We start from the raw sequence: 21,579 nt of genomic DNA, 5'->3' as shown, positions 1-21,579 counted from the left end.
ACGGGTCGCTTCGCTCACGGGTCACGGGGTTCCCCGCTCGCTGCCGCGGCCTCACTCACGTTCGGCCGGGCGTTCGCCGTTCGCTGTCGGGGTCTCGCCGCCGCTCGACCGCGCACGCTCCCCGTTCGCATCGAGGTCTCGCTGCGCTCGACCTCGCAACGGGCGTGACGGGAGTCACGCGAGCGAGCGGAGCGAGCGAGTGTTACTACGTCACGGCCGTGAACGAGCGAAGCGAGTGAACGGGCGTGACGGGATTCGAACCCGCGATCTAGCGGTTAGGAACCGCTCGCCGTATCCGCTTGGCCACACGCCCCGCGGTGGGGAGTGTTCGGCGGGCGGGTAAAAACGGTCCGGGACGGCGCCTCAGTTTTTCTCCGTGTCGGTCTCGACGGCGTCGTCGGTCGAGCCGGTGGACGTGTCGGCCGTCGAATCGACGGTCGAGTCGGCGGCGATCTCGTCGTCCTCGTCGATCTCGCCCTCCTGCATCTCCTGAAGCTCCTCTTCGACCTGCTCGCGGCCCTTCTTGAACTCGCCCATCGCCTGCCCGGTCGAACGGGCCAGCTTGGGGATCTTGTTCGCGCCGAACAGCAGCACCAACACGAGCAGGATGATGAGCATCTCCGGACCGCCCGGGATGGCGCCGAACAGGGGTAGGGTGGTAGGCATCTCTACTCCCGGCTTACCCGGTGGCAATTATAGGCTTTTTGGACCGAACGGTACGGCCTCCACAGGCGTTCTTGCACGGAGCAACCGGAATATCCCCGTTTGACGGAGGGACGGTGTCGATCCGATGTCCCCTCCTCGGCGAACCCGTGATCGGCAGTCGAAACCCGACCGGCGTACAGTCGGAGGGGATGTTGAGCGTAGATGGTACGGATCCGTCCGTAGATCTACTGCGACCGGCGCGGCGCGCGCCGGGGCGTGTTCCTGCGCCGGCCCTCGCCGTCACGTCGACGGACCTACAGGAACATCATCGCGCCGAAGACCATCCCGACGACGAGGGCGAGACCGCCCCAGGCGGCCACCGCGATCCCCTGCACTTCGTCGAAGTCCCTGTACACTCGGTAGCCGCAGTAGATCGAGAGCGGGCCGAACACGATCGGGAGCAGGACGAACGCGATCAGGCCGGAGACCGCACCGCCCACGAGGAACGTGTTCTTCCCCGTCGACGAGCCGCCCGCCGCAGTTCCTGAAGCCGCGGTCCCCGTCGAACGCGAGCCGGTGACCCCGGTGTTGCCCGTCGCAACCCCACACTCGGGGCAGAGCTCGGCGTTCTTCTTGATGACCGCGCCACAGGAGGAACAGTACATGTCGTTGGGTCCCTTCTCGCGAGGGTCCGTGTCGCCGGGGTCGTCGTCGTTCAGCTCCTCCGTGGCCTGTTCGACGCCTTCGACGGAGCCGCCGCCGGTCGGGTCTCTCCCGGACTGTTCCACACCGTCACCGGGACTGTCATCGGTCGATCCCTCCTGAGAACGTTCCGCTCCGTCGGTCGGATCGGGCGCCATGCCGAGCGCATCACAGCATTCGTAAGTAATTGTTTCGACAGATCCGGCCGAAACGGGGGCCGGAAGACGATTTCCGAGCATCGATCCACGCCGACGGAACCTCCAGCGCGTCGATAGCGGAGGGTCGCGGAGACGAACTACGGGAGAGGCCGAGCCCTTTTGCGGGCGCCCCCCGTCCGCCGTAGTATGAGCGACAACGCCGGTTCGACGGGGACGTCTCCGGACGACGATCGGATCGACGACCCGAACAAGATGAGCGTTCGGCAGTACGACCCCGACGCCGAGCACGCGTTCCCCGACGAGCGCGTGAACGAGGTGTTGGCGGCCATCGAGTCCGACCCCGAGATCCGGACGTACCTCCGCGCGCAGAACGTCAACGCCGTCACGCGCAAGGGATACAACGACCACGGCGCCAAGCACATCGAGATCGTTCGCAACCGGGCGTTGCGACTGTACGACCTGCTGAAGCGCGGCGGCGTCGCGTTCAACGGCGCGAGCGAGCAGGGGCTCGACGAGGCCGACGAGGCGGTGATCGTCGCGCTCGCGGCAACGATCCACGACATCGGGCACGTCGTCCACCGCGACGACCACGCCTACTACTCGATCCCGCTGGCGGCCGACCTGCTGGATCGGTTCCTCCCGCAGTTCGACTACTACGGAACCGAGGAGGCCGTCCGCGTGAAAGCGGAGGTGCTCCACGCCATCCTCTGTCACCACACCGAGGAGACGCCGCTCACCCGCGAGGCGGGCGTCATCCGCGTCGCCGACGCGCTCGACATGGAGCGGGGTCGCTCCCGGATCCCCTACGAGAAGGGCGGTCGCGGGATCAACACGCTCTCCTCGCAGGCCATCAGCAACGTCGACCTCAAGCCCGGCAGCGAGGCCGACGGCCACGACGGCGACGCGATGCCAGTGCTCGTCGAGATCGAGATGGTGAACGCCGCGGGCGTCTATCAGGTCGACAACCTCCTCAAAGCGAAGCTTCGCGACTCGCTCATCGAGGACCTCGTCCGCATCGTCGCGATCAACACCAAAAGCGACGACCAGCTCGTCGAACGGATCGAGCTGTAGCGGCGTCGACGCCGGGGCGATCCGGGGACTGCGATGAACGTACACCGTGAGAATCCACCCCGTATCCGGCCGCGATGATGGAATTTAAGCGCACCCTGTGTGTTTCGGAACGTAACAGTGGTGCAGTTCGGCAACTCCGTCGCGCTGTTGCGCGACAAGGAGTTCTCGGCGCTGGCCGGCACGGCGTTCGCGCGCAGTCAGGCGTACTCGACGCTGCTCATCGCGCTGGCGCTGTACGCCGAGGACTTCGGGACGACCGGCACGGTCGAGGGACTGTTCGGCACCGCCTTCGCCGTCGTCCAGTTGCTCATCGTCCTCCCGCTCGGCCGGAAGGTCGACACGAGCAACGCGAAACACTGGCTCCTGCTGGGGCTCGCGATCAACGTGGTCGTCTTCTTCGGATTCATGCTCGTCGAGAGCGCGACGCACGTCATCCTCGTCCGGGTGTTGCAGGGCGTCGGCGCGTCCGTCCTCTGGATCACGGGCTCGACCGTCGTCGGGCACATCGCGCCGGACGACCAGAACGGCCGCTGGCTCGGTTCGTACAACCAGGTCGCGGCGTTCTCCAGCCTCGCGGGCGACGTGGTCGGCGGCTACCTCCTGTTCGCGGAGGGGTACACCTTCACCTACGTCGTCCTCACCGCGGTCACGATCCTCGCGTTCGTCCTCGTGTTCCTCAACCTCCGCGACGATCCCGGCGGCGGCACCGAGAACGACGCCGGCGGCGGCGTCGCGACGCTGAAGGCGCTGCTCGACCTCCCGATGATCCGCGCGCTCGTCGTCTTCCGGCTCGCGTTCTCGGTCGGCAAGATGGCCGTCATCATCTTCCTGCCCATCCTCGCGCGCACCGAGTTCGGCACGACCGCGTTCGCCATCGGCTGGATCCTCGCGGGCGGGAAGCTCACGAAGTCGATCACCCAGGGGTACGTCGGCGATCTCTCCGACCGCGTCGGCAACAAGGAGTACTTCGTCGTCGCCGGCGCGTTCCTGTACGGGATCGGCACGGCGCTCATTCCCCTGAGCTACTACTTCGAGGGGACGGTCGACCCGGTTCGATTCGTCGCCTTCGGGGGCGAGCAGGTGCTCGGCGGCGCGTTCTTCAGCCTCTTCGGGGCGTACATGGTCCTCGGTGTCGCCGACTCGATCCGCCTGCCGGCGTCGATGTCGCTGTTCGTCGAGGAGGGCGAGCGCTACGACTCCGTCGCCTCAGCGATGAGCCTCCGCTCGATCTCCTGGAAGGTCGGGCAGGTAGCGGGGCCGGTCGGCATCGGGGCCATCAAGCAGTACGTCTCCACGAGCGCCGCCTTCTACACCGCCGCGGGGTTCATCGTCGTCGCCTCCGGCGTCTTCTGGGTCGTGTTCCGCCGGGCGTCGGCGCGGGAGGCGGCGCTGGAGGAACTGGACGCGGACCCCGCGGACGACTGATCCCGTCGGCGCCGCTGGCGACGTGGAACCCGCAAGAACTGCGCCGGCCGGGATTTGAACCACGCCCGGACGTGCTCACTCCGCTGCGCGCGTCCGGTCTAGTTTAAATCCCTCGAAGGCGAGTACGTCTCTCACTTCGTTCGAGACAGTACTGCACCGGCCGGGATTTGAACCAGAGCAAGACGGTCGCGCTCACTCCGTTCGCGCGCTGCGACTTGCAGGGTAGCAAATCCCTCTGAAGCGATTTTCACCTCACTTCGTTCGGCAGAAAATGCGCCGGCCGGGATTTGAACCCGGGTCGTTGGCTTGGAAGGCCAAAGTCATACCAGCTAGACCACCGGCGCACATCGCTCGCTTCGCTCGCTCGTGCGCCGTACCTCGCAAACCCTTCGGGTTTGCTCACCACCGGCGCGCGGGAGCTATCTCACAGTTTCCGGTCCAAGAATAAGGGGTTTGCCGTTTCCGTCGGCCTGTCGCCGTCCCGGATCAGTCGTCGGCCGTCGCCTCGCCCTCGACCTCATCGGCGTCTGGTCGCGGGCCGCCGGCGTGTCCCTCGTGGGCGACGGCGGTCGCCATGAGTTCGGGCGAGATGGCCGGCACCTCGCTCTCGTCGACGGGGCCGAGGTCGGCGATGTCGTCGGTCGACCGCGGGAACGCCCGCAGGTCCATGTGGATCGCGATGCCGCACTTGGCGCCCTCGCCCATCGCGACGGGGATCTGGTTGTGACCGGGCGTGAGGTCGCCGACGGCGTACACGCCCTCGAGGGAGGTCCGCCCGTGGTCGTCGACGGCGACCTCCCCCGAGTCCTCCCGCTCCAACCCGAGCGCGTCGGCGAGTTCGGCGTGGTAGTCCGAGCCGTACATCGGGAAGCCACCCTTGTACTCGCGGACCGTCCCGTCCTCGAACTCGAAGCTCTCCAGCCAGCCGTCGTCGTCCTTGTTCATCCCGGCGATCTCCTCTCGGACCACGTCGACCGGGTGGTTCTCCAACATCTCCGCGGTGTCGTCGGACCACTCGGGCTCCTCGCCGCGCAGGAGGACGTCCACCTCGTCTGTGAAGTTGAGCATGATCATCGCGACGTACGCGGCGGAATCGCCCGTCCCCATCACGTACACGGACTCGTCGACGAACATGTACGCGTCACAGTGGAGGCAGTAGTGCAGCCCCATGCCGGTGCGGGGCAGCGGCGGGTCGGGGCGCTCGTCGGAGAACCCGGTCGCGAGCACGACGCGGCGCGTCGTCAGCTCTTCGTCGCCGGTGTCGACGCGGAATCCGTCGGGGGCGCCGTCGTCCCCCTCGTCTACGTCGCCGTCGTCCCCACTGCCTCTGCTGTCGCTGTCCCCGCCGCCTCCACCGATCGCCTCGACGTGCTCCACGAACCCGCGACGGTACTCCCCGCCGTAGCTTTTGACCTGCTCCTGGGCGGTCTTGAGGAACTCGTTGCCCGAGGTCTCCTCGGTGACCCCGATGACGTTGTGGGTGTCTCGCATCATCGCCGCGCGGCCGCCGCCGCGGTTCACGACGAGCGTGTCGAGACCGAGCCGGGTCGCGTACAGCGCGCTCGTCAGCCCCGCCGGACCGCCGCCGACAACCGTCACGTCGAAGTCGAACTCGTCGTCGCTGATCATCTGTCTCGACGTTGGGTCGGCCCCCGTATAAAAACGCGTCCGGTCGTGCGGCCGTCGTATCCACCCGGCAGGCGTTCACATACACGCAGACACCGCTCGCCGGCCGGTTCCACGGACTGCGGCTCGGCAGTTCACTCCGGCGCGACGACCGCATAGCAGTTGCCGCTGGAGACGACCGACCTGACGACCCGAAGGTCGCTCGCGGTCAGATCCGCGTCGAACTCCCGCGGCGCGTAGATGTGATAGAAGCGCGGCACCGTCTTCCCGCCCGGAAGGGTCCAGTCGATCGTCGTGTCGAACCCCGCCTCGGCGTCAGCGTCGGCGTCGAAGCGGTCGTGCGCGGTGCTCCACGCGCTCACCAGCGCCCGACCGCCCGGCGCGAGCGTCCGGGCGAGCTCCGACAGCGAGGCGACCCGTCGCTCGCGCGTCCGGAGGTGATGGAGCGCGGCGACGTACACCGCCAGATCGACGCGACTGTCGGCGACGGGAAGCGCGGCGGCGTCGCCGCTGACGAACGACACGTCCGAGCCGTACCCGCGCTCGCGGGCTCGTGTTCGCGCTTCGAGCAACACCCCCCGGCTCACGTCAACGCCGACGACCCGGTCGACACGGTCCGCGAGCGGTTCGCAGTGGCGCCCGTTTCCGCAGCCGACATCGAGCCCGACCGCTCCGGAGCGGCCGTCGAGGAACGACTCCACCTCCGGCCAGGCGTGCTCGCGCGTCTTCGAGAAGTGGGTCGCGATCCGGTCGTACGTCGACGCGGCCGCCGGCGGCGACCGTAACGAGTCGGCAGCGTCGACGCCGTCGGCTTCGGGAGCGTCCGCAGGATCCTGGGTCATCCGACGATCACGAACGTGAGGTACGCGAGCAGGAGCATGACAGTGGCATGTTTCACGCCGTCGCTGACGTTCCCCTCGCCCAACTGTCCGGCGATGAGTCCCGACGCGACCGCCTGGATCGCCGAGGCGTGATAGAAGATCAGGACGTAGCTGTCGGTGTCGACGCCCCCGATACCCTCGAACACGCCGGTCGAAACGCCGGAGACGCCGCCGGGGGACGACAGCTGCGCCCCCTCGACGGCCGGGATGAACGCCACCGTCAGCGCCCCGATGATGCCGAGAAACACCGCGAACGAGACGTAGATCACGAGCAGGTACGTCACCATGACCTGTCGTCGCTCCCTGCGGAGCCGCCGCGTCGAGCGCGCCTCGTCGGCGGCGATCTCGAGTACCGGCGCCACGTCGCCGCTCGCGTCGACGGCGTTCGTGACGAGCGCGATCGCCCGCGACACCATCGGCGAGCGAACCCGCCGGCGGAACCGATCGAGCGCCGTCGTCACCGTCGCACCCCACTGTACGTCCCGCCACGTCCGCCGTATCTCCGGCGTGAGCCGTTCGAGGTCGGACCGCGTAAGCCGACGGAGGCTCTCGATGACACTCACGCCGGCGTCGTTGACGCTCGCCATCCGATCGAGGAAGTCGGGAACCGCGCGTTCGATCGCCCGGATCCGTCGCTTCTCGATTTCGTAGGCGAGACCGTAGGCGGCGAGCACCAGCAGCGCCGCCTCGATCACCGGCGAGTCGACGGCCCCGGCGAACGCCGCCGGCGTGGACCGGAACGACGGCGTCCGCATCCACACCCACCACAGGCCGACCGGAACCGTGAGGAGGGCGGTCAGCACCGGCCGTTCCAGCAGGATCCCTATCGGGCGCCGTGCGGCGTCGAGCACGGCCTCGATCCGGTCGTACGCAGCCAGCCGCTCCCTGCTCGCCGCCCACCGATCCCCTCGCTCGGCGCCGCCGTGATCGACCCCCGTCGCGCCGCCGTCCGCCCGAGCGTCCGAGGCGCCGCCGACCCCGGCGACGTTCGGCCCCGCAACCGCGCGAACACGCGCGTCTCCCACCGGCTGTTCAGCCGCGATCGCGTCGCCCGTCGACCGAGTGATCGAGTCGATGTAGACGACGAAGCCGAAGCTCGCCAGCGGGATCGCGAGGTAGACCACCGCTCGCAACAGCGGAAGGGTGTCCGAGAGGACGATCCCGATCACGACCAGGATCGTGATGAAGAACAGCGGGCCGGCGACGAGCACCGTCACGTACGCCTCCGCGAACGTCGAGACGAGTTCGAGATACTGCTCCTGTTGGGACTCCGCCTCCTCCTGGTATCGCTCGTACTGGTCGTGCAGGAACGCCGACAGCTCCCGACCGCTGCCGAGCACGGACGCGAGGTTCTCGCCGAACTCGGCCATGTTCTGGGAGGGCGTTCGCTCGGCCATGCGTTCGAGCGCGGTGAGGACGTCCGTTCCGAACGTGTTCATGTCGCGGACGGCGACGCCCAGCTCGCGGGCGGCCTCGCCGTACACGTCCTCGTTTCGCGACAGCGTCTCCAACACCGCCGGCAGCGCCATCCCCGAGCGCGACAGCGCGTACACGAACGCGACCGTCCGGGGGAGCGTCGCCTCGATCTGTGTCGCCCTCGCGTGGGCCCGCTGGTCGAGGATCTCCCATCGGAGGAGGTACACGCCGACGGCCGACCCGACGCCCACGGTCGCCGAGGAGAGCAAGAGGAGGGGGAACAGCTCCGTGACCGTGAGCTGCCCGATCCGGGTCAAGTCCGCGAGAAAGCCCAGCGGCGCGGGCAGCGCCGCCCGGATCGCCTCCCCGCCGATCCGCAGGAGCGCCAGCGTCGCCGCGGCGACGTACACGCCGAGGACGCTCCCCGAGACGCCGGCGACAGCGGTGTACAGCAGCGTCTTCGAGGCGTACAGCCGGTGTGTGACGCCGACGTGTGCCGCCCGAAGGCGGTCGCGTTGGCGGTGCTTCCGGGGCCGGTCGACGCCGACGTAGTCGCCGAAGGCGTGAACCGCGACCCGGGTCACCGCGAGGTTCGCCCCCGGGCTCACCGACGCCGCGGCGACGGGTGCCAGGAGGAGCAGCGCCCCGACCAGCGGCAGGAACGACAACACCATCCGTCAGTCCCCGCCGCCGGTGTCCGACCCAACCGAACCCGTCGAACCGTTCGGGTTCGTCGAATCGTCCAGTTCCGGCGAGTCGTCCGGGTCCGGCGAGCCTCCCGGGTCCGTCGAGTCGTTCCGATCCGCCGACCGATCCCGATCCGTCGGGTCGTCGCCGGCGGGGCCAACGGTTCGGTCGTCGTCCGCGGTTCGGCCGGTTGGGCCGGGGTCAGCCGGATCCGCCGTGTCCGATCCGAGCGCCTCGCCGTCCGTGCCGTCCTCGGCCTCCTCGATCCGGGCCATCACGCGGTCGGGGTCGGCGTAGTACTCGTTGACGAGCGCAGTGAACCGCCGGTAGTCGGTGACGCCGCGGTCGTGGAGGTGTTCGAGGAACCGTCTGCGGTCGCGAAGCTCCGACAGCAGCTCCGCCCGGCTCCACCCCCGTTCCGATTGGATCTCATCGAGCAGCGAGGAGTCCCGGCTGGCGAAGCTGTCCGACCCCGCCTCCCACTCGAACACCGACGAGTAGTCCAGCTCGCCGGTCCGCTGGTCGATCCCCCCGATCTCGCCGACGGTCTTCGCGCGGCGCACCCTCCCGCCCTCGAACCGGGCGAGCGTCTGCACCGACAGCAGGTCCAGCGACCGAACCATCGCCCGGGGGACGTTGATCGGCTCGTTCTCCAGGCGGTTGATCACCGTCTCGATGGAGTCGGCGTGCATCGTCGAGAACGTGGTGTGGCCGGTGTTCATCGCCTGGAACAGCGTGAGCGCCTCCTCGCCGCGCACCTCGCCGACGATGATGTACTCGGGGCGGTGTCGCAGCGCCGAGCGCAGGAGGTCGTACATGTCGATGTCCTCGCCCTCGCCCATCCGCTCGCGGGTGACCGACGAGAGCCAGTTGTCGTGATACAGCGACAGCTCCCGGGTGTCCTCGATGGTGAGCACCTTCGAGCGCGGCGGGATGAACATCGACACCGCGTTCATCGAGGTGGTCTTCCCGGAGGCGGTGCCGCCGGCGAAGATGAGGCTCTTGTTGTGCTCGATGCACAGCCAGAAGTAGGCCATCTGCTCGATCGAGAAGGTGCCGTACTCGATGAGGTCGATCGGCGTGAACGGCTCCTCGGCGTACTGGCGGATGGTGAACGCCGACCCGCGCGGGGTGACCTCCTCGCCGAGCGCCAACTCGGCGCGCGAGCCGTCCGGGAGCGTCGTCTCGACGATGGGGTCGCCGACGGAGATGTGTCGCCCCGACCGCTGGGCCAGGCGGATGACGTAGTTGTCCAGCTCGTCGGGGCCGAAGACGACGTTCGTCTCGATATCGCTGTACTCGTCGTGATAGACGAAGATCGGGAGGTCGTAGCCGTCACAGGAGATGTCCTCGATGTGTCGGTCCGACAGGAGCGCGTCGACCTTCCCGTACCCGCGGAAGTCGCGACGGAGGTAGTACGACAGCGCGTGAAACGTCGACATCGACGCGTCGACGCCGTACTGTTCCAACAGCGCCGCAAGCTCGTCGCGAAGCGTCTCGTCGTCGGCCTCGTTCGGGTCGTCGCGGAACAACAGCGGGTCGCGGATGTCGTCGACGACGCGCTGGAGCAACTCGAGCTCGAAGTTGTCGAGTTCGGGCTCGACGACGTGGTAGACGTGGTTGTCGTCCTCGGTGTCGTAGGTGACGACGACGTACGCGTACGGGGCGTTCACCCAGTAGCGGTCGACCTCCTCGTGGTCGGGGGGCGGGTCGAACGACGCCAGCGGGCCGTCCTCGCCGGGGAGGAACGGCCGAACGTCGAGGTCGGCGCCCCTGAGCACCTCGATCGTCCGTTCGAGGCGCCGCCTGAGCGTCGACAGGGGGCTGTCCTCGGCCGTGGCGTCAGCGGCGTCCCCCGACATCGGTTACTGGTTGTCGTAGGGAAGTCCGGTACTTAACTTCACCACCGGCGGTCACAGATCTGATACCGTCGCGGTCCGCCCCGACGAACGGGACTCGTCGTCGCGGTTCCCGGTCCGACCGTCGCGTTCCTCAGCTCACTCGCTCCGCCCGCAGGAGCACGCCGCCGAGCACGAGCTGGAGCACGGCGCCAACCGGGATCGACACGCCGGGGATCCCGCCGCCGACGCCGAGGCCGAGACCGAAGAAGCGCTCCGGAAGCAACATCGAGGCGACGAGGAACAGCACGGCCGAGGCGACGAGCAGGCCGCCCAGCACGTCGACCGGGTCGACGGCCCACGACTCGGCGCGCTCCTCCTCGCGGTAGTAGTACACGGAGATCACGAACGCGACGAGGTACGCGACCGCGCCGACGAGCCAGAGCCCGTAGGCCACCTGCACGGAGGTGCCCGACTGGAGGAGGAACGCCGACACCGGCGAGGAGACGCTCGTCGCGCGGACGAACGGGAGGCCGAACGCGTAGCGGATCTGAAACAGCGGGAAGCGGACGAACAGCACCGACCCGCCGGCGACGGCGCCGTAGAACACGTTCCACGGGAGCAGCGCCGCGACCCACGTCGAGAGGACGGCCAGCTCCCCCGCGTACTCCGAACGGACCCAGACCATGTTCCCCGGAGTACTCTCCGTCGAAATAAATCGATTGGACCGTCGACCGCGCGGACGGGGGCCCGCGACCGTCGTACGTTCCCGGGGCGTTACGTACTTACACACCGATCCCGTACGACCGTTCACGGAATGAGGCGCGACTACTTCGAGTTGACTGTGGAGCACATCGACTGGGTCGAGACCGACGCTGATCCCGCCAAGCCCCACGTATATATCGACTTTCACGGCCAGGAGGACCTCCTCCGGGAGCGCCTCACCGGGACCGACGGCGAGCTGCTCGACGCCGGGGAGACCGACGTGGCGTTCCGGCTCCAGTCCGACCACGAACGTGACTCCGAGGCGACGGGCGTCGTCGGGGTGACGAACCGCCACACCGGCGATTTCGTTCTCGAACTCAACGAGTCCGCCGACGACGTGCTCCGGTTCATCCGCGCGGCCCGCGAGTACGGCCGCGCCAGCGACGGCGACGGCCGCTACCGCGTCGAGATCGACGTCGACGGCGACCCCCTCGTCACCTACGAGAAGGAGACGTTCCTCGTGTACGACGCCGAGGGGAACCTGCTTCGCCACGAGAGCCTGATCCCGTCCGGCGTCGAACTCTGATTCGGTGGGACCCCCCGAGGAGGTCACCGCGTTCGTCGCAGCGTGTAGTTCGTCTCCGGATACGCCTCGCCGCCGATCGTCGTCTCCGCCTCCCCCGTCCGTTCGAAGCCGAACGATCGGTAGAACTCGTTTCCGGGGTCGTTCTCCCTCAGCACCGTCGCGTGAATCCGGTCGACGCCGCGGTCGAACAGGTCGTCGCGGACCCGTTCCAGCAGCCGACGCCCCCGTCCCTCGCCACGGGCGTCCGGGTGGACGTACAGCCGGAGGACGTGACCGGCGCCGGCGTTCCCGTCGACGACGCCGTGGGCGAACCCGACGATTTCCTCGGCGTCGGCGGCGTCGGCGGCGTCGGCAGTGGTGTCCTCGCCGCGCTCGGCCACGTACAGCAGCTCGTCGTCGGCCTCGACCGCTCCCCGGACGCGGGCGGGATCGTACCACTCCTCGACCCCGGACTCGGCGCTCTCCCTGCTGAGGATCGACGGGTAGTCCGTCTCCCACGAGTCGCCGGCGATCCGCCGGACGGCGTCCGCGTCGCCGACGGTCGCGCGTCGAATTGTCATATGGTATCATACCGCTCGCGCGACGTATCCGTTTCGGCTGCCTGCCCGGGCAGCCCCGCGGCCGAGCGCGCGAACCGGAAGCGCCATGTGGCTCAGACGGCCAACGAGTGTCCGTGAAGAACGTCACCGACCGCGTCTCGAACCCCTTCGGGATGGACCCGGGCTGCGAGCGGTTCGTCCCCGGGTACGGCGACGCGAACGCCGACTTCCACGTCGTCGGCGACCATCCCGGCGTTCACGGCGGCCTCGACACGGGCGTCCCGTTCACCGGCTCGCCCGCCGGCGAGCGGTTCCTCGACGCGCTGGTCCGCGCCGGGCTGTTGGAGTCGGCGGGCGACGCCCCGGTCGTCGACTCGACGTACCTCTCGTATCTCCACATGTGCGAGGCGACCGGCGACCGGCTCGGCCCCGACGGCTCTCCGACGCCGGCGTCGTACGACGACATGGAGCGGTTCTTCGACGCCGAGCTTCGCGCCATCGCCGCCCACGTCCTGCTTCCGGTAGGCGAGCGCGCGACCCGACACGTGCTGGAGCAGTACACAGCACAGGCCCACAAGACCCCGATCCGGATGGACGACCTCCACGGCCGCGAGATCCGCGGCTCCGGCTGGCTCGTCCTCCCGGTCAAGGAGCCCGCCGAGTGGACGCCCGGCGCCGGCGAGGCCGCCGAGTCGACCCGGGCGGCCGGCGCGACCGACGGCGGCGACGCGACCGCTCCCGGCAACGCCACCGCCCCCGGCGACGCCGACCGGCTGGTCGAGTCGCTCGCGACGCTCCGGGCGACGGATTACCGGCGCGAATCGGACCTCGGGCGGTTCATCGCCGGCTCGGACCCGTACCTCGTTCGGTGAACGCCGCGCGGACCGGTCTCGCCGTTCGTCGGTCGTCGGGGCGACCGCGGAACGGTTTCGGGCTCCGGCTCGTCTACTCCGGCGGATCGGCGGCGGGGAACTCCACCGTGACCGCGGTGCCCGTCTCGTCGATGTCGAAGGAGACCCGTCCCCCCGATTCCTCGGTGACCCATACGACGAGCCACAGCCCCAGTCCCGACGAGTGGGTGACGGCCGTCTCGGCCTCGGTCTGGAACGTCCGAAGCTCCTGACTGGGGATCCCCGGACCGTCGTCGGCGACGGTCACGGCGACGTACTCGCCGGACTCCGTGACGGTCACCTCGATGGCCGGCCGCTCGCGGTGACTGTGTTCGATCGCGTTCTCGAGGAGGTTCACGAACACGGTGTCGATCAGTCCGGTCGCGGTGATCCACGCCGACTCGGGGGCGTCGACGGTTACCTGCGGGTCCGCGGACGGGTACTCCATGGCGAGCCCGTCGACCTGCGCGCGCACCAGCCCGGCCACGTCGAGTCGCGATCGGGCGGACACGTCCGCGTCCAGCGTCGCCTCGACGTGGCGAACGGTCTGGGCGCGGTCGAGCATCGTCTCCGCGGCGCCGGTGACCCGCTCGAGCGCGGTCGCCGCCTCGTCGTCGGGGGCGTCCTCGGGCGCGTCGCTCCCGGCTGCCTCCCGTCGGAGGCGGTCCTCGATCAGTTCGGTGTACCCCAGGACGACGTTCATCTCGTTCCGGAGGTCGTGGCGGAGAAGTCGGTTCAACACCCCAACCCGCCGGCGAAGCCGGTGTTCGTCGGTCACGTCGCGGAAGGTGAGCACCAGCCCCGCGAGTTCGGTGCGGTCGAACCGGGAGACGCGAAGCTCGTAGTGGCGTTTCCCCTCGTCGGTCATCCGAGTGAGACGCGGCGTCCCGGTGGCGTCCACGTCCGTGGCCGTGCCCGTGTCGGCCGCGACCTGCTCGTCCTCGTCTGCGACCTGCTCGTCCTCGTCTGCGACCGGTTCGTCGCCGTCCACGAACGGTTCGTCGCCGGCGGCGTCGACCGCCTCGCCGATCCGGGCGGCTATCTCCGGGTCGAGCGTCGCGATCGGCTCGCCGACGGCGAGTTCCGGATCGATCCCCATCGCGTCGGCCGCGGTTCCGTTACACTCGAGCACGACGCCGTCGTCATCGACGACGATCACACCCTCGGTCGCGCCGTCGACCGCTACCTCGCGTGCGACCGCCAGCGCGTCGGCCGACGGGTCCGCGTCCCCGCCGTCACCGTACCGAACGGCGGCTGCGGACGCCCACGCGCCGGCCGACGCCAGGGCCGCGGTGACGGCGTCGCGCACGCGACCGCGTACGTACCGCCAGATCATCGACACGCTCCCCGGCCGTCCCCGGCTCCGGCGTCCCGGTGCGACCGGGCGCGGCGATGACTGGCACGCTGTACGGTAAACACTCGCGAGTATGTACGGTGTGCCCGTCGGTGAAAAATGTGCGTGTCGACGCGAGATCGGCGGATCGTGGTCCTCGAGTCCGTCGCGATCCGAGTCGGAAGGGTTCTTGCCACGGGGGAGCCCATCCGTCGGCATGGAGCGGATCCGTCTCACCAACACCGTCTTCGAGGGGCTGAACAACGTGTACGTGCTCGACGGCCCCGCGGACGGCGGTGACCCGGACGAACTCGTCCTCGTCGACGCCGGCGTCGCCCTCCCCGAGGTTCGCGAGCAGTTGGCCGTCGGTCTCGCCGACCTCGGGTACGGGATCGCGGACGTCGACCGCGTCCTGCTCACGCACTGGCACGCCGACCACGCCGGCCTCGCGGGCGCGATCCAGTCGGAGTCGGGCGCGACGATCCACGCCCACGAGGCGGACGCGCCGCTCGTCGCCGGTGACGAGTACAGTCTGCTGGAGGAACGACGGCTCCAGCGCGAGAAGTTCCGCGAGTGGGGGATGCCGGAGGGACCACGCGCCGAGCTCGTCGACTTCCTCGAGGGTCACGCCGACCTCGGGGGCGAGCCGTGCGACGTGGAGCCGTTCGCCGACGGCGAGGAGTTCGCCGTGAACGGCCGCACCCTCGAAGCCGTCCACCTTCCCGGACACGCCGCCGGGCTCACGGCGTTTCACGACCCCGCGGCCGACGAGGCGTTCGTCGGGGACGCCATCCTCCCGAAGTACACCCCGAACGTCGGCGGCGCGGACGTCCGCGTCGAGGCCCCCCTCGCGAGCTACGTCGGGAGCCTGCTGGACCTGATAGACCTCGACCCCGGGACGGCGTGGCCGGGGCACCGCGACCGCATCGACGACCCCGCCGGGCGGGCGGCGACGATCCTCCGGCACCACGTCGAGCGCACCGGGAACGTCGTCGACGCGCTCGCCGACCTCGGTCCGTCGACGCCGTGGGAGGTGAGCGCCGCGCTGTTCGGCGACCTCCACGGGATCCACGTCCTCCACGGCCCGGGCGAGGCGTACGCCCACCTCGACCACCTCGCCGAGGCCGGCGTGGCCGAGCGGACCGGGACGCGCTACACCCTCGTCGACGCGGATCCGGACGTGTCGGCGCTGTTTCCCGACCCCGGGATCGACCGCGTTGTCGAGTGGGAGGGGGAGTGACCGGTCGGGTCGCGAACGCGGGACGCGACGATCCGAACAGACCAGACGGCGACGTGCCGGCGACGCGCGAATCCGCGGAACACAAGCTTGAAACGCGCCTGCGGCGAACGCTCCGGCAATGGAACTTCGCGTCATCGACAAGACGGACGAGGAACTCCGCATCGAGATCGCGGGCGAGGACCACACGTTCATGAACGTCCTCAAGGGGCAGCTCCTCAGGGCCGACGGCGTCGCCGCGGCGACGTACGACATGAACCCCGAGCAGTCCGGCGGTCAGACCGAGCCGATCCTCTCGATCAAGACCGAGGACGGGCTGGACCCCCTGGACGCCCTCGAACAGGCCGCCACGGGCGTCTCGGACAACCTCGAAACGCTGTACGACCGGATCGAGGCCGCGTTCGACGACGCCCCGGCCGCCGAGGCCTGAGCCGGGACCCGTCGCGGTCCGTCCCTTCGTTCTCTCTCGGTACTCGTTCCGTGCTCGTCGGGCAGCGTCTCGCCCGCCGGAACAGCCACGTCGAGTCAGTTCTCCGTCCGGACGAGCGGACGCTCGGTCGGCTCAGAGCCGGACGGGGACGCCGTGCTCGTCGAGGTAGCGCTTCACCTCGTCGATGCCGTACTCGTCGAAGTGGAAGATGCTCGCCGCGAGCCCAGCGTCGGCGCCGGCCTCGACGAACACCTCCTCCATGTCCTCGGGGCCGCCACAGCCGGAGGAGGCGATCACCGGCGTCGACACGGCGTCACACACCGCCTTCGTGAGCGGGATGTCGTAGCCGTCCTTCGTGCCGTCGGCGTCGATGGAGTTGACGAACAGCTCTCCCGCGCCGCGCTCCTCGGCCTCCTTCGCCCAGGTGACCACGTCCATCCCGGTTCCCTCCCGGCCGCCCTTGACGGTGCACTCGAACCAGCACTCCTCGGTCTCGCCGTCCTCACGTTCGATCTCGACGTAGTGGTCGCCCTCGTCGTCGAACCGCCGCCGGGCGTCGACGGAGATGACGATGCACTGGCTGCCGAACGCGTCGGCGCCCTCGGCGATCAACTCGGGGTTCTCGATGGCCCCGGAGTTGATGGACACCTTGTCCGCCCCCGCCCGCAGCGTCTCCTTGATGTCGGCCTTCGTTCGGATGCCGCCGCCGACGGTCAGCGGGATGAAACACTCGTCGGCGACCGCCGACACGGTATCGAGCATGGTCTCGCGCCCCTCCGCGCTCGCGGTGATGTCGAGGAAGACGAACTCGTCGGCGCCGACCTCGTTGTACTTCTTCGCCATCTCGACGGGATCGCCGGAGTACTCCAGGTTCTCGAAGTTGACGCCGGTGTAGACGGCGGCGTTCCCGTCGTCGTCGAGATCGACGTCGATACACGGGATGATCCGCTTCGTGAGGGTCATACGTTCGATAGCCCCGAACCGGGTTTCATCGTTTCGCCTGTCGGCGTGGGCGCCGCCACACCGCGCGCCGGCGACCGCGCCCCCTTCATCGTTCGTGATTCACCCGAACCCCGCTGTCCGGCTCACTGCTTCCAACCGGCGACGGTTCCGCCGCCGTACAGCCAATCGCGAATGCGGGTGACGACCGAGTGGAGGAGGACGAACAGCACGAACACGTACGCGAGACCGACCACCGCCTGCGCCATCGGCTCGACCCGCGCGGCGACCGTCGGAAGGACGTACCGGAAGTACAGGTACCCCCCGCCGACGACGCCGCCGAGGCTGATGGCTGCGACGCTGACGGCGTAGCATACGAACACGGACCACCAGATGGCCTCGGCGACGTACTCGTTTCGCTGTGCCGACCGCCGGACGAATCGGAGGAGCGACGTGTGTCCTCGGGGGACCATGCAGTCGTGTGCAGGTGTCCGTGTCAAAACCCTGATGGCCGTCGGGGCGGAGGGGCGGCCCTCCCGGCCCCGGGCGCGCGCCGCGGACCACGACGGATTAAGTACCAGCGCGACGCCCCCTCGATCACGAACCATGGCCGACCACCACGAGCACGACCACTTCAAGGAGTTCGACTACGAACGCGTCACCTCGCCGATGCAGGAGATCACGAGCGGACAGGCGGCCACCGGCGCGGTCATCGCGCTCGTCGGCATCCTCGTGACCTTCGTGGTGCCGCTGTTGCTGGTCTAACTCCGGATCATCCGGTCTCGTTCACACGGAGGGTGACTGCGCCGTCCGTGCCGGACGCCGTCGCGCGCGTCACGAACCGCTCGTCCCCGAGCAGTACCACGACCGTCCCCGGCGCGGCGCGAACGAGCCGCACCGTCGACGCGTTCGCCGGACGGTCCGCCCGCCACGTCTCGAACGCCGCCGCGAACGCCGTCGCGTTGGCGGCGTCCTCGAATCGGATCGCCCACGCGTAGCCGGTGTGTGTCGACCCGTCGTCGGCGTGCGCGACGAACCGCCGTCGCACGTCGTTGTCCCAGCCGTGTGCGGCATCGGCCGCGGTCGGTTCGTCGACGCTCGTCTCCAGCAGCGTGCGAACGAACAGCTCCCCGTAGGTGTCCCTCGCCCGTCCGTCGCTGGTCCACCCGTCGCCCGGCGCATCGCGAACGGCCAGCGCCGCGAGCGGCTCGCTCCCCGGCGGGCGGTCGTGGAGCAACTCCTCGGCCGTGCGGGGCGGATCGGCGTACACCTCGCGAACCTCGCCGGGGTCGGACACCCGGCCGTCGACGTAGCGCGCGCCGGCGAGATACGGCGCGGCCCCCAGGCGTGTCGCCGCCGACCCGTTCGCCGCTCGCGCGCGCAGCGACTCGGTCGGCCTGGGGGCTTCCGGGGCGTACCGGCGGACGTACTCCCCCTGCACGTACGTCGCCGACCCCTCGATGATCGCCGCCCGAAGCAGCCGCGAGGCCGTCGATCCCGGCGGCGTCGCCGCCGTTCCGTCCAGGTCCTCGAACGCGCCCGTCCGGAACTGGACGACGTGAACCGACTCGTGGGCCAGCGTCGACTCCGCGTCCGCTGCGTCCGCGAGGACCGCCTCGTTGACGACGACCGCCTCCGCCGACGCGACGTACGCCGCCGCGGTGAGTGCCCGCCCGCGCTCCTCACCCACGCTGAAGCCGAGCAACCGGTAGAACTCCGGATACTCGCTCCCGCCCAACTCCATCGACTCGTTCGGCTCGACGCGGACGACCGACGGCGGCTCGACCGTCGGCCGATCCACCGTCACCGCGACCCTGGCGAACACCAACGGGTACTCGACGGGCAGCGACCCGCCGGACACGCGAACGTCGTACCCGTCGGCGAGCGCCCGTGGCGACGGCGGTGTCGCTTCCGACGTGTTCGCGGCCGCGCCGTCCGCACCCGGCGACGGCTGCGGCGACTCTGCCGGCGGCTGCGTCGACTGTGGCGACTGTGCCGACGGCGTCGACGGAGACACCGTGGATATCGTGGCATCCGGCGATCCCCCGCTCGTCGTGTGGTGGTCCGAGGCGGCGGGGTCGCCCTCGGTCGTCGCCGGGGGGACCGCGGGGGCCGCACAGCCGCCGATGACGAGGAGGGCTGCGAGGAGGAGGGCACGGATCGACACGACGTATTGTCAACGTGAGAACTAAAAAGCGCTCGTTCGATTCTCACGATGTCAGGTCCCTGGAACGCCCGACCGGTCCGTCGACGCCGGCCGTCAGTCCAGTTCGCGCTCGATGACCGACCTGAGGTCGCGGATCGACGCGGCGTCGCGCGTCAGTTCCGCGTCGCCGACCGAAAGCGAGAGCGTCCCGTCCGCGGTCGCCTCGCCGATCTCCTCGACCGGCGCGACGCCGTCGAATGCTGCCCGGACCGCGTCCGGGTCGGCCGTCTCGATCACCGCGCGACCGGGGGTCTCGTCGAACAGCGCGAGCGCGTCGTCGAGGGCGACCTCGGCGCCGGCGTCGTCGGTCACCATCTCCGCGAGCGCGACCGCGAGTCCCCCGTGACTCACGTCGTGCACCGCGAGGGTGTCGTCGCCGTCGGCGACCGCCGCGAGCGTCTCCACGACCGCCGGCGCGTTCTCCGGAAGGGCGGGGAAGCGGTCGCTCCCGCCCGACTGCGCGAGATACTCCGAGCCGCCCAGCGCGCCGCCGGCGGCGCCGACCGCGAGCACGGTCCCCTCGCCGGCGAACGCCGCCGGGGGGGCGTCGAATCCGGCCTTCGTTCCGATGACCGCCAGCGTCGGCGTCGGCGGGATGGGGCCGGCGACCGAGTCGTTGTACAGCGAGACGTTGCCGCCGACGACAGGCATCGAGAGGTCCGCGCACATCTCGGCGAGGCCGTCGACGGCGGCCGCGAAGCCGCCGTACACGTCCGGCTTCTCCGGGTTGCCGCCGTTGAGGCAGTCGACCGCCGCGAGGGGGGTCGCGCCCTTCGCCGCGAGGTTCGTCGCGTTCTCCAGCGCGACGGCGCGGGCGCCCTCGTACGGCGCCGCCTCCGTCCACCGCGGCTCGGAGCCGGAGGACAGCGCCAGCCCGACCGGGTCGCCGCCGTCGGTTTCGGCCTCGCGGATAGCCAGCACCGCGGCGTCGTCGCCAGGGAGCACCGAGGTCCGGACGCCGACCTCGTGGTCGTACTGGCGGTACACCCAGCGCTTGCTCGCGGTGTTCGGGTGGCCGACGACGGCGTCGAACGCCTCGGCGAGCGCGTCGGGATCGGGCTCCCCGTCCGCGACGAGCGCGGGGAGGTCGCGGTCGGGCTGGCTCGGCTCCTCGCGATCGAGGTCGTTCATCGGCGCCCCGTCGGCGAGGTACTCGGCGGGCGCATCGACGACCGTCTCCCCCTCGAAGGTGCACACGTAGTTGCCGTCGGTCACCTCGCCGATGACCGAACAGCCCAGGTCGAACCGCTCGGCCAGCTCGGCGACGCGGTCGGTGTCCTCGGGCCGGACCTCGTACACCATGCGCTCCTGGCTTTCGGCCAGCAGGATCTCCATGGCGTTCATGTTCGGCTCGCGCTGGTGGACGCGGTCGAGGGCGATCTCGGCGCCGAGGCCGCCCTTCGCGACCAGCTCCGAGGACGCGCCCCCGAGTCCGGCCGCGCCCAGGTCGCGCGCGGCGACGAGCAGTCCCTCGTCGACGAGCGCCTCGTTGCACTCGATCAGTCGCTTCTCGGCGTACGGATCGCCCACCTGAACGGCGGGACGGTCCTCCGTCTCGGCGTCCTCGGCGAGGTCCTCCGAGGCGAAGGAGGCGCCACCGAGGCCGTCGCGGCCGGTGGCGTTGCCGACGAGCACCAGCTCGTTGCCGGGCGTCTCGGCGGTCGCGGTGACCAGTCGGTCGGGTGTCGTCAGGCCCACGCAGGCGACGTTGACGAGCGGGTTCCCCTCGTACCCGTCGTTGAACGCGACGGAGCCGGCCACCGTGGGGACGCCGATGCAGTTGCCGTAGTGGCTGATCCCCTCGACGACGCCCTCGAACAGGTATCGCGAGTGCTCGCGGTCGAAGTCCCCGAAGTACAGCGAGTCCGCCAGCGCGATCGGGTACGCGCCCATCGACATCGTGTCGCGGACGATGCCGCCGACGCCCGTGGCGGCGCCGTCGAACGGGTCGACGTACGAGGGGTGGTTGTGGCTCTCGATGCCGAGCGTGGCGTACGTGTCCTCGTCGAGCGCGACTACCGCGGCGTCGTCGCCGGGGCCGATCACGACGTCCTCCGACTCGCTCTCGAAGGCGCCCAACAGCGGGCGCGACGAGCGGTACGCGCAGTGCTCGCTCCAGAGGTTCTCGAACAGCGCGGCCTCGGCTCGGGTGGGCTCCCGTCCGAGCTCCGCCTCCACCAGTTCGCGGTCCGCGTCGGCGAGGGGCATTCACGAGTACGGTCAACATCGCCGCTCAAATGGCTTTCTATGTGCACGGTCGTGTCT

At 69.7% G+C, this 21,579-nt stretch carries 20 protein-coding genes and 2 tRNA genes; 7 read left to right on the top strand and 15 right to left on the bottom strand.

Going from position 1 to position 21,579, the window contains the following annotated elements; genetic code table 11:
* Nucleotides 1-240: 240 nt before the first annotated feature.
* The 3 genes from K6T36_RS00815 to K6T36_RS00805 all read right to left on the bottom strand — a co-directional run bounded on the left by K6T36_RS00815 (nucleotide 241) and on the right by K6T36_RS00805 (nucleotide 1,433).
* Nucleotides 241-313 (bottom strand) — tRNA-Arg (locus tag K6T36_RS00815).
* 50 nt (nucleotides 314-363) lie between these two features.
* Entirely contained in the window at nucleotides 364-666 is a 303-nt protein-coding gene (locus tag K6T36_RS00810; protein ID WP_222922177.1) for a Sec-independent protein translocase subunit TatA/TatB, read from the bottom strand.
* Between the two features lie 293 nt (nucleotides 667-959).
* On the bottom strand, nucleotides 960-1,433 hold the full coding sequence (locus K6T36_RS00805) for an acetolactate synthase large subunit family protein (RefSeq protein WP_222922176.1): 474 nt from the start codon (nucleotides 1,431-1,433) through the stop codon (nucleotides 960-962).
* Between the two features lie 324 nt (nucleotides 1,434-1,757).
* Here K6T36_RS00805 and K6T36_RS00800 point away from each other — a divergent pair, with 324 nt between their 5' ends.
* Both K6T36_RS00800 and K6T36_RS00795 read left to right on the top strand, forming a co-directional pair.
* Nucleotides 1,758-2,576 (top strand): HD domain-containing protein, encoded by an 819-nt coding sequence (locus K6T36_RS00800; RefSeq protein WP_225935235.1) that lies wholly within the window; start codon nucleotides 1,758-1,760, stop codon nucleotides 2,574-2,576.
* Between the two features lie 117 nt (nucleotides 2,577-2,693).
* The gene (locus K6T36_RS00795; RefSeq protein WP_222922174.1) at nucleotides 2,694-4,001 is read left to right on the top strand and encodes an MFS transporter; all 1,308 of its coding nucleotides are present in this window, start codon (nucleotides 2,694-2,696) and stop codon (nucleotides 3,999-4,001) included.
* 272 nt (nucleotides 4,002-4,273) lie between these two features.
* Here K6T36_RS00795 and K6T36_RS00790 read toward each other — a convergent pair.
* The 6 genes from K6T36_RS00790 to K6T36_RS00765 form a co-directional block, all read right to left on the bottom strand.
* Nucleotides 4,274-4,345: transfer RNA gene (locus tag K6T36_RS00790), tRNA-Gly, on the bottom strand.
* Between the two features lie 142 nt (nucleotides 4,346-4,487).
* Entirely contained in the window at nucleotides 4,488-5,630 is a 1,143-nt protein-coding gene (locus tag K6T36_RS00785) for an NAD(P)/FAD-dependent oxidoreductase (RefSeq protein WP_222922173.1), read from the bottom strand.
* A 131-nt stretch (nucleotides 5,631-5,761) separates the two neighbouring features.
* Nucleotides 5,762-6,469 carry a class I SAM-dependent methyltransferase gene (locus K6T36_RS00780; protein WP_222922172.1) on the bottom strand — a complete coding sequence of 236 codons (708 nt, stop codon included), beginning with the start codon at nucleotides 6,467-6,469 and terminating at the stop codon, nucleotides 5,762-5,764.
* Entirely contained in the window at nucleotides 6,466-8,598 is a 2,133-nt protein-coding gene (locus K6T36_RS00775; RefSeq protein WP_222922171.1) for a type II secretion system F family protein, read from the bottom strand. The genes K6T36_RS00780 and K6T36_RS00775 overlap by 4 nt, the downstream gene beginning before the upstream one ends.
* Before the next feature lie 3 nt (nucleotides 8,599-8,601).
* A complete protein-coding gene (locus tag K6T36_RS00770) occupies nucleotides 8,602-10,473 on the bottom strand; it encodes a type II/IV secretion system ATPase subunit (RefSeq protein ID WP_225935149.1) in 1,872 nt (623 codons plus the stop codon).
* A 130-nt stretch (nucleotides 10,474-10,603) separates the two neighbouring features.
* A complete protein-coding gene (locus tag K6T36_RS00765) occupies nucleotides 10,604-11,137 on the bottom strand; it encodes a DUF7549 family protein (protein ID WP_222922170.1) in 534 nt (177 codons plus the stop codon).
* Nucleotides 11,138-11,266: 129 nt separating this feature from the next.
* Here K6T36_RS00765 and K6T36_RS00760 point away from each other — a divergent pair, with 129 nt between their 5' ends.
* Nucleotides 11,267-11,740 carry a DUF5793 family protein gene (locus K6T36_RS00760; RefSeq protein ID WP_222922169.1) on the top strand — a complete coding sequence of 158 codons (474 nt, stop codon included), beginning with the start codon at nucleotides 11,267-11,269 and terminating at the stop codon, nucleotides 11,738-11,740.
* Nucleotides 11,741-11,763: 23 nt separating this feature from the next.
* Here the strand turns inward: K6T36_RS00760 and K6T36_RS00755 are convergent, their stop codons facing one another.
* Complete coding sequence (locus tag K6T36_RS00755) at nucleotides 11,764-12,300, bottom strand: GNAT family N-acetyltransferase (RefSeq protein ID WP_222922168.1); 537 nt, start codon at nucleotides 12,298-12,300, stop codon at nucleotides 11,764-11,766.
* A gap of 113 nt (nucleotides 12,301-12,413) precedes the next feature.
* Here K6T36_RS00755 and K6T36_RS00750 point away from each other — a divergent pair, with 113 nt between their 5' ends.
* Nucleotides 12,414-13,151, top strand: coding sequence for a uracil-DNA glycosylase family protein (locus K6T36_RS00750; RefSeq protein ID WP_222922167.1), 738 nt, complete (start codon nucleotides 12,414-12,416; stop codon nucleotides 13,149-13,151).
* Between the two features lie 73 nt (nucleotides 13,152-13,224).
* Here the strand turns inward: K6T36_RS00750 and K6T36_RS00745 are convergent, their stop codons facing one another.
* Complete coding sequence (locus tag K6T36_RS00745) at nucleotides 13,225-14,505, bottom strand: sensor histidine kinase (RefSeq protein ID WP_222922166.1); 1,281 nt, start codon at nucleotides 14,503-14,505, stop codon at nucleotides 13,225-13,227.
* A gap of 214 nt (nucleotides 14,506-14,719) precedes the next feature.
* Here K6T36_RS00745 and K6T36_RS00740 point away from each other — a divergent pair, with 214 nt between their 5' ends.
* Nucleotides 14,720-15,742 (top strand): MBL fold metallo-hydrolase, encoded by a 1,023-nt coding sequence (locus tag K6T36_RS00740; protein WP_222922165.1) that lies wholly within the window; start codon nucleotides 14,720-14,722, stop codon nucleotides 15,740-15,742.
* A gap of 118 nt (nucleotides 15,743-15,860) precedes the next feature.
* On the top strand, nucleotides 15,861-16,169 hold the full coding sequence (locus tag K6T36_RS00735; RefSeq protein WP_222607606.1) for a DNA-directed RNA polymerase subunit L: 309 nt from the start codon (nucleotides 15,861-15,863) through the stop codon (nucleotides 16,167-16,169).
* A gap of 132 nt (nucleotides 16,170-16,301) precedes the next feature.
* On the opposite strand, the gene hisF is transcribed toward K6T36_RS00735, so the two are convergent.
* Both hisF and K6T36_RS00725 read right to left on the bottom strand, forming a co-directional pair.
* Nucleotides 16,302-17,132 (bottom strand): imidazole glycerol phosphate synthase subunit HisF, encoded by an 831-nt coding sequence (hisF, locus tag K6T36_RS00730; RefSeq protein ID WP_222922164.1) that lies wholly within the window; start codon nucleotides 17,130-17,132, stop codon nucleotides 16,302-16,304.
* Nucleotides 17,133-17,254: 122 nt separating this feature from the next.
* A complete protein-coding gene (locus K6T36_RS00725) occupies nucleotides 17,255-17,581 on the bottom strand; it encodes a hypothetical protein (RefSeq protein WP_222922163.1) in 327 nt (108 codons plus the stop codon).
* A gap of 133 nt (nucleotides 17,582-17,714) precedes the next feature.
* On the opposite strand from K6T36_RS00725, the gene K6T36_RS00720 reads away from it, so the two are divergent.
* A complete protein-coding gene (locus K6T36_RS00720) occupies nucleotides 17,715-17,873 on the top strand; it encodes a DUF7550 family protein (RefSeq protein ID WP_222922162.1) in 159 nt (52 codons plus the stop codon).
* A gap of 7 nt (nucleotides 17,874-17,880) precedes the next feature.
* On the opposite strand, the gene K6T36_RS00715 is transcribed toward K6T36_RS00720, so the two are convergent.
* Together K6T36_RS00715 and purL are read right to left on the bottom strand one after the other, a co-directional pair.
* Nucleotides 17,881-19,275 carry a hypothetical protein gene (locus K6T36_RS00715; RefSeq protein WP_222922161.1) on the bottom strand — a complete coding sequence of 465 codons (1,395 nt, stop codon included), beginning with the start codon at nucleotides 19,273-19,275 and terminating at the stop codon, nucleotides 17,881-17,883.
* A gap of 93 nt (nucleotides 19,276-19,368) precedes the next feature.
* Complete coding sequence (gene purL / locus K6T36_RS00710) at nucleotides 19,369-21,522, bottom strand: phosphoribosylformylglycinamidine synthase subunit PurL (RefSeq protein WP_222922160.1); 2,154 nt, start codon at nucleotides 21,520-21,522, stop codon at nucleotides 19,369-19,371.
* Nucleotides 21,523-21,579 lie beyond the last annotated feature (57 nt).

Source organism: Halobaculum roseum, assembly GCF_019880245.1.
Classification (GTDB): domain Archaea; phylum Halobacteriota; class Halobacteria; order Halobacteriales; family Haloferacaceae; genus Halobaculum; species Halobaculum roseum.
The sequence above is the reverse complement of the archived record's forward strand: the minus strand, read 5'-3'. Positions and strand labels throughout refer to the sequence as shown.